The sequence below is a fragment of the Micromonospora narathiwatensis genome (genome assembly GCF_900089605.1).
Lineage (GTDB): Bacteria > Actinomycetota > Actinomycetes > Mycobacteriales > Micromonosporaceae > Micromonospora > Micromonospora narathiwatensis.
The window spans coordinates 5,349,601-5,363,827 of the sequence record NZ_LT594324.1; the positions used below are offsets into that span (position 1 = coordinate 5,349,601).

The following is a 14,227-nucleotide window of genomic DNA, read 5'->3' on the forward strand; positions in this document are numbered from 1 at the left end:
GCCCCGCCGACACCCGATCGAGGTGATGTCATGACCGGCACGACGCTCGACGACTACACCGACCGGTACGCCCGGCGGGTCCGCGGGATGACGGCCTCCGAGATCCGGGCACTCTTCGCGGTGGCCAGCCGGCCGGAGGTGGTCTCGCTCGCCGGTGGCGCCCCGTACATCGCGGCGCTGCCGCTCGACGCGGTCGGCGAGATGCTCGGGCGGCTCGGCGGCGAGCACGGCGTCACCACCCTCCAGTACGGCATCGGGCAGGGCACCCTGGAGCTGCGCGAGCGGATCTGCGAGGTGATGGCCCTCTCCGGGATCGACGCCTCGTGCGGCGCCTCGCCGGAGGACGTGGTGGTCACCGTCGGCGGGCAGCAGGCGCTCGACCTGGTGGCCCGGCTCTTCCTGGACCCGGGCGACGTGGTGCTCGCCGAGGGCCCGACGTACGTCGGCGCGCTCGGGGTGTTCCAGGCCGCCCAGGCCCAGGTGGCACACGTGCCCATGGACGAGCAGGGGCTGATTCCGGAGGCGCTGGAGGCGGCCATCGCCGACCTGGCCCGCGCCGGCCGGCGGGTCAAGTTCCTCTACACCATCCCGACCTACCAGAACCCGACCGGGGTGACGCTCAGCGAGGAACGGCGCGAGCGGGTGCTCGACATCTGCGAGCGGGCCGGCCTGCTGGTGGTCGAGGACGACCCGTACGGCCAGCTCGGCTTCGAGGAGGAGGCACCCGCGCCGCTGCGGGCCCGACGACGCGACGGTGTCTTCTACCTGAGCACCTTCTCCAAGACGTTCGCCCCCGGCCTGCGGGTGGGCTGGATCCTCGCCCCGCACGCCGTACGCGACAAGCTGGTCATCGCCAGCGAGGCGCAGATCCTCTGCCCCAGCGGGTACGCGCAGGCCGCCGTCGCGACGTACCTCGGCACCATGCCGTGGCGGGAGCAGCTCAAGGTCTACCGGGAGATCTACCGGGAACGCCGCGACGCCATGCTCGGCGCCCTGACGGACCTGATGCCGGCCGGCACCACCTGGACCACCCCGGGCGGCGGGCTGTTCGTCTGGGCAACCCTGCCCGACGGCCTGGACGCCAAGGCGATGATGCCGCGCGCCATCACCGCCCGGGTCGCGTACGTCCCGGGCACCGGCTTCTACGCCGACGGCACCGGGGTCGGCAACATGCGACTCAACTTCTCCTTCCCCCCGCCGGAGCGGATCCGGGAGGGCGTCCGCCGGCTGGCCGGCGTGATGGGGCAGGAGATCGCCATGCGCAAGGTCTTCGGCGCGGTCGGCGGCTCGGGTCCGCGGCGCCGGCAGGGTGGCTCGGACGCGCCCGGTCCCGACTTGGCATGATTCCCGCATGGCCGTCAGCCCCGCCACCCAGACTTTCGTGACCGATCTCGCCGGCGTCGACGAGCTGCACGTGCTGGTGCTCGCCGGCGGCCTCTCGTACGAGCGGGACGTCTCGCTCCGGTCCGGCCGGCGGGTGCTCGACGCGCTGCGGGCGGTCGGCGTCGAGGCCGAGTTGCGGGACGCGGACGTGGCCCTGCTGCCCGCCCTGGCCGCCGACCCGCCGGACGCCGTGGTGATCGCCCTGCACGGTGCCACCGGAGAGGACGGCTCGCTGCGTGGGGTGCTCGACCTCTGCGATGTGCCCTACGTCGGCTGCGACGCCCGCGCCTCCCGGCTCGCCTGGGACAAGCCGTCCGCCAAGGCGGTGCTGCGCGAGGCCGGCATCCCCACGCCCGACTGGGTGGCCCTGCCGCACGACCGCTTCTCCGAACTGGGCGCGGTGGCCGTGCTGGACCGGATCGTCGACCGGCTCGGCCTGCCGTTGATGGTCAAGCCGGCGCAGGGCGGCTCCGGGCTGGGCGCCGCGGTGGTCCGGGAGGCGGGGTCGCTGCCGGCCGCGATGGTCGGCTGTTTCGCGTACGACCAGACGGCGCTCGTCGAGCGCTATGTGCCGGGCATGGACGTGGCGGTCTCGGTGGTCGACCTGGGTGAGGGCCCGCAGGCCCTGCCCCCGGTCGAGATCGTGCCCCGCAACGGGGTGTACGACTACGCCGCCCGGTACACCGCCGGCCGGACCACCTGGCACGCGCCCGCCCGGCTGGATCGGGAGACGACCGAGCGGGTGGCCGAGGTGGCCCTCGCCGCGCACGGCGCGCTCGGCCTGCGCGACCTCTCCCGGGTCGACCTGATCGTCGACGCGGCCGGACAACCGCACGTACTGGAGGTCAACGTCTCCCCGGGGATGACCGAGACCTCGTTGTTGCCGCTGGCCGTCCAGGCGGCCGGGCTGGACTTCGGGCGAGTGCTCGGCGCACTGGTCGGTCGAGCAGCCGCCCGTCGTCGCTAGCGCCTTCTCGGACCGGTTTCTCAGGCCGGCCGTTGCCCCGTCGTCGGGTCGTCCGGCGGCTCCGGGATCTCCTCGGCCGCCTCGATCACCGAGACCGTCTCCTCGTCAACGATCTCCGCTTCCACCTCGGGCGGCGCGGAGAGGCTCGACGGCGCCTGCCACTGGATCCTGGGCGGCTCGGCGAGCGGACGGCCGCCGAACTCGGCCAGCCACGCGGCGACCAGGGCCAGGTTCTCCCGCCACTGCGCCTCCGTGATCGGGGGCAGGATGGAGTCCCACAGGGACAGGAACGTGCCCCGCAGTTGCAGCCGCCCGTACGGCCGCGCCAGGAACCATATGTGCAGGTGCGCCGAGCCGTCGCCCCAGCGGCTGACGTGCACCCGGGCAACGCCGTCCAGTGAGCGGATGGCGCGTTCCAGGCGGACGGTCATCACGCCCAGCTCGGCCGCGAGCAGGTTCGGCAGATCGCCGAGATCGAGGTGGGAGCGGGACTCCAGGATCAGCACCATCGGAAGGCCGGTGGGTCGGTCCATCGCGCGTACCCGCCACCGCTCACCGACCCAGATGTACGCCTCATCCGGGGCGCTGCAGGCGGTGCATTCCCGGTTGCCCTCGCCCCGGCGAGGCGGTTCGACCGGTACCGGATCGTCGAGCTGCTTGACCCGAAGGTCGCCCTCGAAGGGGAAGGAGGGCCATTGAGTGAAGTCCGGAACTGAGGGAGGGGTGTCCTGCACGACGCTGACCCTAGCCCAGTTGTCGACCCATGTCCCTACCTGATTCGACGTGCACCGAGAGCCCCTCCTCGGTCACAGCCAGAGTTATCCACCGCGTTGTCCACAGGCTGCTGAGATCGCCACCACGTCGCGTCATCCACAGGTCAGTAAGGGTTTCACCGCGCTGTTTCACGTGAAACGAGGCTGCCCTGTGGAAAACAACTGTGGATAACCCAGGCTGACGCCGAGCCGGGTTGTCCACCGGTTGCGAGCCCTTCTCTCCTAACGATCGAACCGATGATCGGTACCGGCTCCCGGCCCGCCTTCTTGCCGCCGAGTCGGCGAGGACGCGGGATCCGCTCCGTCCGCTGTTGGCGGTCGACAACGCCGAGCCTCCCAGGCCGACGGCGTACACGACTGCGGCCGATCGCTCCAACCGCTCCGATCGGCACCGACGCCGACGGCCGGCAGGATGGACGGCCGGATGGGCTGGACGGCGGATGAGGCCGGACGAGCGCGGGCGGGGCGACCGTCCGCCCCTCGTCCTGGAGCCGGCGTACCGCGTCGACCTTGTCGGCCGGCAGCACTTCGGCCTCGCCTCCCCGGCGAACACCCACTGGCTACGACCGTCGCCGTGCGGCGAGGGTTGTGTTCGGAGGCCGCCATCTGTCGGATTGACCGAGCCCGCTCGCCTGTTTCACGTGAAACCGAGCCCCCTGCTCCCGCTCGATCGCCGGTGGGGCGAGGACGGGTCGGTCAAGCGCGGATCGCCGCACCCTGGTGGCCGGTGGCGTCTGCGGAGCAATCAGGCGGCGCAGGGCGGACGGGCCGCAAGAGGCTCCGCTGTCCTGCCGGATCATGCGCCGCGCGCCGGTGGCGTCAGCCGTCGCCGGTGGCGGGCAACGACGCAACTGACCACCGCGGCCGAACCGACGACGCGGTTGGCGCTACCTCGGCGGCAGATCTCGGTGGCGGGGACACGATGTCGATCTCACCCTCGCGTACCCGCTGGATTCCAGCCCTCCGGCCGCAGCAATGGCCCCGCGCGCTGGCACTGCCTCGACCGCCCCCGTTTCACGTGAAACCCCGAGCCCACGCCGGGTGCGTTTCACGTGAAACGGTGCCGGCCCTTCAAGGACCGAATGCCCCCGGGCGGATGTCGGCACCTCCGTCCGCAAGACCAGGCGCGGACCCACGCACTGAGCCGGCAGCGGAGGCCGTGCATCGTCGGCGCGACGGGCGGCTGGAAGAGGACCGGTTCCTCGGCGTCCGACTTGGCGGGCCGAGGCCTCGGGACACCACCCCGACGCCGAACTCGACCCGCTCCTCTCAACTCAGCCCGTGCTCGCCGCCGTCCTATCGGCCACGGGCCGGCCCGTACTCGCGGCCCATCACACACTGGCCGTCACCGCCCGGAGGCCGGGTCTATGGCGCTCCGAGCCGGACGCCGACCGGATGGCCTGCCAGAGCGGCCAGAGCGGCACCAGCCGTGCCTACGGGGCACTGCCGCCGGTGTCCGGGCGCCGGCTACCGCAGCGGACCAGGCGGCGTCTCCAGACGGCCGTCACGCGCCACGCCCGCCGAGAGGCGACAGGTGACCGGGCCTACGGCGAGGCGCCAGGTCATGTTCGGGTAAACGGAGAGCGCGCAGTCACGTCCGGAGTCCCGGAGAGGCAGTGAAGTGGGATCCGCGCAGCGGCAGCAGCGCACGCCCGGCGAGAAACACCGGATCGCGCGCCTCAGCAAGGAGCGGAGGAAGCGGGGGTGGCCAAGCCGACCACCCGGTACGGGAGCACGCCGGCCAGCGGTCGCGTCCGAGGTTCTTCCGATCGGAAGGCGCGTCCCGGGTGCCAGGACGTCGAACGGTTTTGGTGCCCCGCATCCGGGGCCAGCCCCGAAACGACTCGACCGCGCGGTCCGCAGGGGACCACGCGGTCGATGAGGATCGGGCTGCTCACTCCTCGGGCTGGTCCTCCTGGCCCACGCCGATGATTCCGACGATCCGCTCCAGGTCGTCGACCGTCGCGAACTCGATGGTGATCTTGCCCTTGCTACGGCCGATGTCCACCTTGACCCGGGTGTCGAACCGGTCGGAAAGCCGGTTGGCGAGGTCTCCCAGAGCCGGCGCGTGCGGCTTCGGCCGCCGCTTCGCCGCCGGGGTCTGCGCCGGACCGTCGGCGAGCGCCAGCGCCACCAGTTCCTCGGTGGCGCGTACGGAGATGCCCTCGGCGACGATCCGCTTGGCGAGCTGTTCCTGGGCCTCGCCGTCATCCAGGCTGAGGAGTGCCCGGGCGTGGCCGGCGGAGAGCACCCCGGCGGCGACCCGGCGCTGGACCTGGGCGGGCAGGTTCATCAGCCGGATGGTGTTGGAGATCTGCGGCCGGCTGCGGCCGATACGGCGAGCCAGTTCCTCGTGGGTGGCGCCGAACTCCTCCAGCAGCTGCTGGTACGCAGCCGCCTCCTCCAGCGGGTTCAGGTTGGCCCGGTGGATGTTCTCCAGCAGCGCGTCCCGGAGCATCGCGTCGTCCCGGGTGTCCCGGACGATGGCGGGGATGCTCTCCCGGCCGACCGCCTGGGCCGCCCGCCAACGCCGCTCACCCATGACGAGTTCGTACTTCTCGCCGTCGAGCTGGCGTACGACGATCGGCTGTAGGAACCCGACCTCCTGGATCGAGACCTTCAGCTCCTCCAGGGCGTCCTCGTCGAAAACCTGCCGGGGCTGCTTCGGGTTCGGCACGATGGCGTCGACCGGGATCTCGGCGAAGCGGGCCCCCGGCACCGGGCTCAACTGCGGCTCGGGCTCCACATCCGGGACGGCGGGAGCGGCTCCGATGACGGCCGCCGCACCGGCCACGGGTGGGGCCGGAACGGCGGTCGCGGCACGCTCCGGATCCGCAGCCGTCGGGGCGCTACCCGGCGCCGGCCCGGTCGGAATAAGGGCACCTAGCCCCCGGCCCAGACCGCCACGAGGACGGTTCTTCATGCGACGCCTCCCAGCGACTTCTCCGCACTACGCATTCCGGCTCACCGACTCCTTGACCCCACGCTCGGCAATCTCCTGGGCGGCCTCGAAGTAACTCGTCGCCCCCCGCGAACCGGGATCGTAGGTCATCACCGACTGGCCGTAGCTCGGCGCCTCGGAGACCCGTACGTTCCGGGGAATGACGGCCTGGAGCACCTTGTCGCCGAAGTGGTTCCGGACGTCCTGCTCCACCGCGTCGGCCAGCCGGGTACGCCGGTCGTACATGGTGAGCAGGATGGTGGAGACCTCAAGCCTCGGGTTGAGGTGCTGACGGACCAGGTTGATGTTGTTGATCAGCTGGTTGAGGCCCTCCAGCGCGTAGTACTCGCACTGGATGGGGATCAGCACCTCCTGCGCGGCGACCAGCGCGTTGACGGTCAGCAGGCCGAGCGAGGGCGGGCAGTCGATGAAGACGTAGTCGAAGTGCCCCGGGTACGCGGTGATCGCGCGGGCCAGCCGGGACTCCCGGGCGACCACCGAGACCAGCTCGATCTCGGCGCCAGCGAGGTCGATGGTGGCCGGAACGCACCACAGGTTCGGGATGCCCTCGACGGACTGCGCCACCTCCTCCAGGGGCACGCTGTCGATCAGGCAGTCGTACACGTCGGGTACGCCGGTGTGGTGTGGGACGTTGAGCCCGGTGGAGGCGTTGCCCTGCGGGTCCAGGTCGACAACCAGGACCCGGTTCCCGTGCAGGGCGAGGGACACCGCCAGGTTCACCGTGGTCGTGGTCTTTCCCACGCCACCCTTCTGGTTCGCGACGCACATCACCCGGGTCCGCGGGGGCCGAGGCATGCTCACCTCGCCACTGGGATTCAGGATCTGCACGGCGCGCATCGCCTCCATAGCCAACGGTGGGTCATCCTCTTCGCGCGTCGGGGTTTCACGTGAAACGTACGTGCTGGCGGGGGGTTCGGCACCATAGCCGGTGGCCGGTGGCGTGTCGGACGACGACGCCACCACACCGGCCACCCCCTCCGATGCCGCCGGCGGGCCGGGCTGCTGCGGTACGGCCGAACCCGGCGGCTGCGGCTCGTAACGTCCGGGGCCCGCCGCGTTGCCGCGGGCGTAGGCCGGACGGGGAGTGGCGGCATTCGCGGGGCCGCCGGTCGGATCGTGCGGTTCCCGTGCCGGCGGCACGTTCGCCGGCACGGAGGAGATCGGCCGGACGCCGCCCGCGACGGGCACGTCCCGAGGCGCCGACGGATCGACGTCCGGCGGATTCGCGGCCGGGCCGCTGGAGTCGTCGCCCAGCGGCCAGCCCTGGTAGTCGGTTTCACGTGAAACGGGCTCGGCGGCAGAGGGTCGTCCTCCTGGCCCGGTCACCCGCGGATCGTCGTACCTACCGTCGTCATGCACCTGTCATCCCTGCCCGCTCCGGATGGTCGGTCCGCACCCCGTCGATCAGGCCCCCGCGCTTCCGACGCGGTGGACGGCCCGGCGGGAAACGGTCGGGTTCGGGTGCCGCCCGGCACCGCCGTTCCACATTATCGACGCGCGGCCAGCCTACGGCGCACGGGCGCAGCCGGTCCACGTCGGGTTCGGAACGGTCAGCTAACTCGCACCGTTTCCGACGGCCGGGCCAACGACGCGAGAACGTCCGATGGCGTCAGCGGTCCCGGCCGGATCCGCCCCGGCGGCGGCCGCCGCGCGACCGCTTCGGGCCCTTCTTCCGCACCGGACCGACCACCCGCTCCCGGACCACCTCGATCACCACAGCCGGCGGGTCGATGACGCCGACTCCGCACCGGTGCAGCTCCGGCTCGCCCCCGCCGAGCCGGGCCACCGCCTCGGCGTGTTCGGCGATCTCCTCGGCGGCCGAGGCGCCCTTGAGCGCCACCAACCGCCCACCGGGCACCACGAGGGGGAGACACCAGGCGGTCAGCCGGTCCAACGCGGCGACCGCCCGTGCGGTCACGATGTCGGCGCTGAGCGGCGCGCTGTCGCGCGTACCGGCCGCGGCGTCCTCCGCCCGCCCGCGGAACACCCGGACGGTACGGGTCAGGCCGAGTTGCTGCACCGCCTCGACGAGGAAGGCGGTGCGCCGAGCGAGCGGCTCGACGAGGGTGACCGTGAGGTCAGGCCGGGCGATCGCGAGTACCAGACCGGGCAGGCCGGCGCCGGAACCGACGTCGAGCAGGCTCGCGCCCTCGGGGATCCGCTCGGCCATCGCCGCGCAGTTGAGCAGGTGCCGCTCCCAGATACGAGGTGCCTCGCGGGGGCCGATCAGGCCGCGTACCACGCCGTCCGTCGCCAGCAGTTCGGCGTACGCGGCGGCCAGGTCGAGGCGATCGCCGAACAGGGTACGGGCGGCCGGCGCCGCCTCGGGCGGCAGTGTCGCCGCCCCCGGAGCCGGCCGATCCTCGGCCGTCTGCTGCTCGGCCGGTCGGTCCGCACTGTCCACGAGGGACGGACCGGCGGCGGCCGGCTCGGCGAACAGCGGCTCGACGGCACCGACCGGCACAACGGCAGCCGGGTCGCCGGTAGCCGTCGTCGGTTCCGCGAAGATCGCCGGCTCGGCCGGTGCTGTGGGCTCACCCATGAAAGTCGGGGTCACCTCACCGGCGGGCTCCACCGGATGCGCCGGCACCGGGTCGGACGGCCGGCCCGCCGGGGTACCCGGTTCGCCGGAGAAGCTCGGGTCGGGCAGGGTGGCCGGCGTACCGGGCAGGGCCGGGTCGGCCGTCGAGGTCGCATCGCCGTCGGAGAAGACCGGGTCGACGGCGGGGTCGGGCCCGACAGGCGACGGCCCGGGTGGCGTACCACCCGGGCCGGCCACGGCATCCGCCGTCGTCTTGTCGTGGGTCACCCGCTCAGTCCACCGGCCGGACGACGATACGGCGGTTCGGCTCGACGCCCTCGGACTCGCTCTCCACGCCGCTCATCGCGTTCACCACGTCGTGCACACACTTGCGCTCGAACGCGGACATCGGCTCCAGGCGTACCGGCTCGCCGTACTCCTTGACCTTCTCCACCGCGTTCTTGGCGACGGCGGCCAGTTCCTTGCGTCGGGCGGCCCGGTAGCCGCCGACGTCGAGCAGCAGGCGGCTCGGCGAGCCGGTCTGCCGGAACACCGCCAGCCGGGTCAGCTCCTGGAGCGCCTCCAGGGTGGCGCCGCGCTGGCCGACCAGGCTCTGCAGGCGACCGCCGACCACCTCGACGACCGGGCGGCCGCCGGAGACCAGCTCGTCGATGTCGCCGTCGTAGTCGAGGATGTCGAGCAGACCCTCGACGTAGTCGGCCGCGATCTCGCTCTGCCGGAACAGGTCGCTGTCGGCCGGGGCCTTCTTCTCGGCGGCCTCCGGCTCGGCCTGGCTCTCCTCCGTCTCCTCGGTGGCGACGGACGCCACGGTCTCCTCGTCCAGGGACTGGTCGGCGCTGGGGATGCTGGTGTCGGTCACGGTCTCATCTCCGTACTCGCTCGGCCGGACCGTCGGGTCCGCTGGTCTCCCGGGGCCGGCGGGAGGTTCGCCGGTGCCCTCGGGCACGTCTGTACGGGCAGTGTCGCCCGTGACCGCGCTCCGCGCGGCGGTTCCGGCCCGGCGCCGACCGTACGGTGGCAGCTCGGGGGCCGGACGGGCCGCCACCGACACCGGTGGCGGCCCGTGCGGGCTCAGCCCTGTCGCTTGGCGGGCCGGCTGCCCTTCTTCGGGTTGGTCGGCTTGGCGCCGGGCTTCGGGCCGGCCACCTTCGGCGCGGTCGCCGGGGCCTTCGCGGCCGGCTGGGCGGGCTTGCGGCCGAGCAGGCCGCCGGTCTTGGCCGGCTGGGCGGTGGTCCTAGCCGGGGCACCCGCCTTCTTCGGCGGCACGAGCGGCGGGAACTTACGCAGCACCCACTGCTGCTGGCCGAGGGTGAACAGGTTGTTGGTGACCCAGTAGATGATCACGCCGATCGGAAAGATCGAGCCGGAGACCAGCAGGGAGACGGGGATGCCGTAGAGCATCAGCCGCTGGACCATGCGCTGCTGCGGGTCCTCGGCCCAGCCGGTCTTCAGGATCATCTGACGGCTGGTCAGGTACGTCGTGGCGATCATGATGAGCACGAGCACGCCGGCGACGAGCTTGACCGTCCCGCTGTTCGCCCCGAGCCGGGCCAGCTCGTCGGCGGTCGAGCCGAAACGGCCGGAGAGCGGAGCGGTGAAGAGCTTCGCGCTGGACGCGCTGTTGAACTGGTCGACCGTCCAGCCGTACAGGGTCTTCTGGCTGTTGCCCGGGTTGAGCCGCTTGAGGGTGTGGAACAGGCCGAGGAAGACGGGGATCTGGAGGAACATCGGAAGGCAGCCCATCAGCGGGTTGGCCTTTTCCTTCCGGTAGAGCTCCATCATCTCTTTCTGGAGCGTCTCCCGGTCACCCTTGTGCTTCTCCTGGAGCTCCTTGACCTTGGGCTGGAGCGCCTGCATCGCCCGCTGCGACTTGATCTGCTTGACGAAGACCGGGAAGAGGATCACCCGGACCGTCACCACCAGGAAGACGATGGCGAGGATCCACGACCAGTTCGTCCCGATCACCGCTTCGGCCGACACGATGGCGTCCCAAGCCGAGTGCCAGGTCAGCAGGATCCACGAGATCGCGTAGTAGATCCAGTCAAGACTCAATTTCTCAGGCTCCAGTCACGTCGGCGCGGCGGCGCGCGACCGGCTCAGGCACCGGGTCGTGTCCACCTGGGTGAAAGGGGTGGCAGCGCGACAGCCGCCGGACCGTCAGCCAGGCTCCCCGTAGCGCGCCGTGCCGGGAGACCGCCTCCACGGCGTAGGCACTGCACGACGGGTAGAACCGGCAGCGGGCCGGCAGTGCCGGACTTATCCACCGACGGTACGCGATGATGGGTACCAGCAGCATGCGGGCACCGGTAGTCGTCGGCCGCGGCACGGCGGTCACCCCGTTCACCGGGACCGTCGCCCCCGGGAGGCCCGCGCGGCGGCGACGGCGGCGTCCAGGTCGGCCCCCAGTCGAGCGTACGACGCCTCGGCGGCCTGCGGCAGTGCGCGGACCACCAGGGTGCTGCCGGTGGGCAGCTCGCCCAGGCGCTCGCGGACCAGGTGCCGGAGCCGGCGGCGGACCTTGTTCCGGACCACGGCGTTGCCGACCGCCTTGGACACGACGAAGCCGGCGCGGCTCGGTGCGGAGGTCTCCGCACCGACGCTTCGCGCCGGCTCCGGCGGGTTTGTCGCTGGGTGTCCGGTCTGCTCGGGGAGGGTCAGGTGCACCACAACGGCACCTCGGCCGACGCGTCGGCCACCCCGGACCGCTGCGGCGAAATCGCTACTGCGCCGCAGTCGCTGCGCGGCGGCCAGCACGACTGCCCACGTCCCCGGACCTGTCGGCCTCAGGCCGACAGGCGGGTACGGCCCTTGGAACGACGGGTCGAGATGATGGCACGGCCGGCACGGGTGCGCATGCGCAGCCGGAAGCCGTGGGTCTTCGCGCGCCGGCGGGTGTTCGGCTGGTAGGTGCGCTTGCTCACGTCAGGCTCTCCGTTGTCCTACGCCCCGCGCGGGACAACGCCCGGGGTCGTGTGGTGGTCCAGGCCACCGCGCCGGTGGCCTACGATCGGCGCTGCCCGACGAAGCGGCGCCTCGGCGATGCGGGGCGGCGACCGCGGACAGCAAGCACCCATCACCCTAGCAGAGGGCGACAGAGCAGCCGCTCCAGCCTACGCAGGGGGGCAATGACCGTCAAACATCACACCAGGTGCCCCGACAACGCCTGGAGCACGACCGAAGGGGCGGTTTTCACTGATGTTGACAAGGCCGCCACGGTGTCGACGGTTGATGGCGCGGGGTCCGCGCTGTTAGCGTGCGCGATTGCGGTCAGCGTCGGGTGTCCGGGTTGTCGTGACCGGCAAGACCGGACAGGGTAGTGAATCGTTCGGCACGGTGAACCCGCTTCAACGCCTCCGGAACCAGGGGGGTAGATCCGACCCGCGTCCGGGTGGGCGGCCACAATCGGTCGGTACACACAGGCTGTGGATAACTTGTGGATGACGACCGGTCAGCCGTCCGGGCGGGCGTGAGTAGAGGCGAGGGGGTGGCGCGACGGTGACCGGAACGACCGACCTGGCCGCGGTGTGGACGGCGACGACTGACGAACTCGCCGACGAGATCATCTCCGCGCAGCAGCGGGCGTACCTCCGGCTCACCCGGCTGCGGGCCATCGTCGAGGACACCGCCCTGCTCTCGGTGCCGGACGCCTTCACCCGGGACGTGATCGAGTCGCGGCTCCGCCCGGCCATCACCGAGGCCCTGAGTCGGCGGTTCGGCCGACCGATCCAGGTCGCCGTCACCGTACGGGTCGCCGAGGACGCCGGGGGCGGCCGCCCGCCCGGCACCGTCTACCGCAGCAACCCGGAGCCGAACGAACGCGACGCTCCGCCGGACCTGCTCGCCGGCCTCGGCCAGCCCGGTTCGGCGGCCGAGGCGCCCGGCTTCCCCGAATTCGGCTACCCGGCTCGGCCCGAGCCCTCGGCGTACCCCGAGGATCGCCCGCAGCCGACGACGGAGGATCCGGCCCCCCGGCAGCGCACGCCCGACGGCGGCCGGACGCCACTCATCCCGGGCAGCCGGGACGGCCAGGACACCCTGTTCAGCACCGCCTTCGCCGAGCCGCTGCACGACGACCCCGAGCGCCGGGCCTTCGACAACCGGCTGGAGCCGCTCCCGGACACCGGCGGGTACGAGGCCCGTTACCGCGACATGCCCGGGCCGGCCGACGGGTCGCCGCTGCGCGGCATGCCCCGCGACGGCGCCACGGACAACGGCCCGGGCCGCAGTGGCGCGGATCACCGCCCCGGTGGTCCGGTCGACCGGCGGCACCCGGGCGGGGCGGAGACCGGCGGCAACCGGCTCAACCCGAAGTACATGTTCGAGACGTTCGTCATCGGCTCCTCGAACCGCTTCGCGCACGCGGCGAGCGTCGCGGTGGCCGAGTCGCCGGCGAAGGCGTACAACCCGCTGTTCATCTACGGCAGCTCCGGGCTGGGCAAGACCCACCTGCTGCACGCCATCGGGCACTACGCCACCACGTTGGGCAACGCCCGCTCGGTCCGGTACGTCTCGACCGAGGAGTTCACCAACGACTTCATCAACTCGCTGCGCGACGACAAGACCAGCGCGTTCCAGCGCCGCTACCGGGACGTGGACATCCTCCTGATCGACGACATCCAGTTCCTGGAGAACCGGGAGCGGACCCAGGAGGAGTTCTTCCACACCTTCAACACGCTGCACAACGCCAACAAGCAGATCGTGATCACCTCCGACCGGTCGCCGAAGCAGTTGGCGACGCTGGAGGACCGGCTGCGTACCCGGTTCGAGTGGGGGCTGCTGGCCGACATCCAGCCGCCGGACCTGGAGACCCGGATCGCGATCCTGCAGAAGAAGGCGGCGCAGGAGCGGCTGTACGCCCCGCCGGACGTGCTGGAGTTCATCGCCTCCCGGGTGTCGAACTCGATCCGGGAACTGGAGGGCGCGCTGATCCGGGTCACCGCGTTCGCCAGCCTCACCCGCTCGTCGGTGGAGCTGTCGCTGGCCGAGGAGGTGCTGCGGGACTTCATCCCCGACGGCGCCGGCCCGGAGATCACCGCCGACCAGATCATGGTCTCCACCGCTGACTACTTCGGGGTGAGCCTGGAGGACCTGCGCGGGCATTCCCGGTCCCGGGTGCTGGTCAACGCGCGGCAGGTGGCCATGTACCTGTGTCGCGAGCTGACCGACCTGTCGCTGCCCCGGATCGGGCAGGCGTTCGGCGGCCGGGACCACACCACCGTCATGCACGCCGACCGGAAGATCCGCCAGCAGATGGCGGAACGCCGCTCGCTCTACAACCAGATCGCCGAGCTGACCAACCGGATCAAGCAGACCTGAGAGTCGTACGCGACGACACAGCCCGGCCGGAGTCTCCCGGCCGGGCTTCTTCATATCTGTGGACGACCCGCGGAGCTTGACCCTCAACCCGGTCGAGGGCGCACGATCGGTGTCGTGTCCGTCCACAGACCGCCCCGGTTTTCCACACCCCCTGTGTCACAGGCGGTGGAAAACCACGCTACGTCCCGACCCGGTTACCCACAGACTGTGGACAACTCCTGGGGAAGGCGCTGTGGATGCCTGGGGACAACAACCGCGTTGTCCACCGACGACGGTCGACCTGT

At 71.7% G+C, this 14,227-nt stretch carries 11 protein-coding genes and 1 pseudogene; 3 read left to right on the forward strand and 9 right to left on the reverse strand.

Going from position 1 to position 14,227, the window contains the following annotated elements:
- Window positions 1–30: 30 nt before the first annotated feature.
- Both GA0070621_RS23425 and GA0070621_RS23430 read left to right on the forward strand, forming a co-directional pair.
- Window positions 31–1,344, forward strand: coding sequence for an aminotransferase-like domain-containing protein (locus GA0070621_RS23425; RefSeq protein WP_091199740.1), 1,314 nt, complete (start codon window positions 31–33; stop codon window positions 1,342–1,344).
- Window positions 1,345–1,351: 7 nt separating this feature from the next.
- Entirely contained in the window at window positions 1,352–2,350 is a 999-nt protein-coding gene (locus tag GA0070621_RS23430; RefSeq protein ID WP_091199742.1) for a D-alanine--D-alanine ligase family protein, read from the forward strand.
- 68 nt (window positions 2,351–2,418) lie between these two features.
- Here the strand turns inward: GA0070621_RS23430 and GA0070621_RS23435 are convergent.
- The 9 genes and pseudogenes from GA0070621_RS23435 to rpmH form a co-directional block, all read right to left on the reverse strand.
- Window positions 2,419–3,084 (reverse strand): annotated as a pseudogene (locus GA0070621_RS23435) (hypothetical protein); the annotation flags it as partial.
- A gap of 1,933 nt (window positions 3,085–5,017) precedes the next feature.
- On the reverse strand, window positions 5,018–6,046 hold the full coding sequence (locus GA0070621_RS23440) for a ParB/RepB/Spo0J family partition protein (RefSeq protein WP_091199744.1): 1,029 nt from the start codon (window positions 6,044–6,046) through the stop codon (window positions 5,018–5,020).
- 27 nt (window positions 6,047–6,073) lie between these two features.
- The gene (locus tag GA0070621_RS31140) at window positions 6,074–7,444 is read right to left on the reverse strand and encodes an AAA family ATPase (RefSeq protein WP_091199746.1); all 1,371 of its coding nucleotides are present in this window, start codon (window positions 7,442–7,444) and stop codon (window positions 6,074–6,076) included.
- Between the two features lie 250 nt (window positions 7,445–7,694).
- Window positions 7,695–8,420, reverse strand: a complete 726-nt coding sequence (gene rsmG / locus GA0070621_RS23450; RefSeq protein WP_231921096.1) for a 16S rRNA (guanine(527)-N(7))-methyltransferase RsmG — start codon at window positions 8,418–8,420, stop codon at window positions 7,695–7,697.
- A gap of 478 nt (window positions 8,421–8,898) precedes the next feature.
- Window positions 8,899–9,486 carry a Jag family protein gene (locus GA0070621_RS23455; protein ID WP_091199751.1) on the reverse strand — a complete coding sequence of 196 codons (588 nt, stop codon included), beginning with the start codon at window positions 9,484–9,486 and terminating at the stop codon, window positions 8,899–8,901.
- A 212-nt stretch (window positions 9,487–9,698) separates the two neighbouring features.
- Window positions 9,699–10,679 carry a membrane protein insertase YidC gene (gene yidC / locus GA0070621_RS23460; protein WP_091199753.1) on the reverse strand — a complete coding sequence of 327 codons (981 nt, stop codon included), beginning with the start codon at window positions 10,677–10,679 and terminating at the stop codon, window positions 9,699–9,701.
- A gap of 4 nt (window positions 10,680–10,683) precedes the next feature.
- Window positions 10,684–10,923, reverse strand: a complete 240-nt coding sequence (gene yidD / locus GA0070621_RS23465) for a membrane protein insertion efficiency factor YidD (protein ID WP_091202766.1) — start codon at window positions 10,921–10,923, stop codon at window positions 10,684–10,686.
- Window positions 10,924–10,967: 44 nt separating this feature from the next.
- Window positions 10,968–11,381 (reverse strand): ribonuclease P protein component, encoded by a 414-nt coding sequence (gene rnpA / locus GA0070621_RS23470; protein ID WP_091199755.1) that lies wholly within the window; start codon window positions 11,379–11,381, stop codon window positions 10,968–10,970.
- Between the two features lie 29 nt (window positions 11,382–11,410).
- Complete coding sequence (rpmH, locus tag GA0070621_RS23475; RefSeq protein WP_091199757.1) at window positions 11,411–11,548, reverse strand: 50S ribosomal protein L34; 138 nt, start codon at window positions 11,546–11,548, stop codon at window positions 11,411–11,413.
- A gap of 574 nt (window positions 11,549–12,122) precedes the next feature.
- On the opposite strand from rpmH, the gene dnaA reads away from it, so the two are divergent.
- Entirely contained in the window at window positions 12,123–13,943 is a 1,821-nt protein-coding gene (dnaA, locus tag GA0070621_RS23480; RefSeq protein ID WP_091199758.1) for a chromosomal replication initiator protein DnaA, read from the forward strand.
- Window positions 13,944–14,227: the final 284 nt, after the last annotated feature.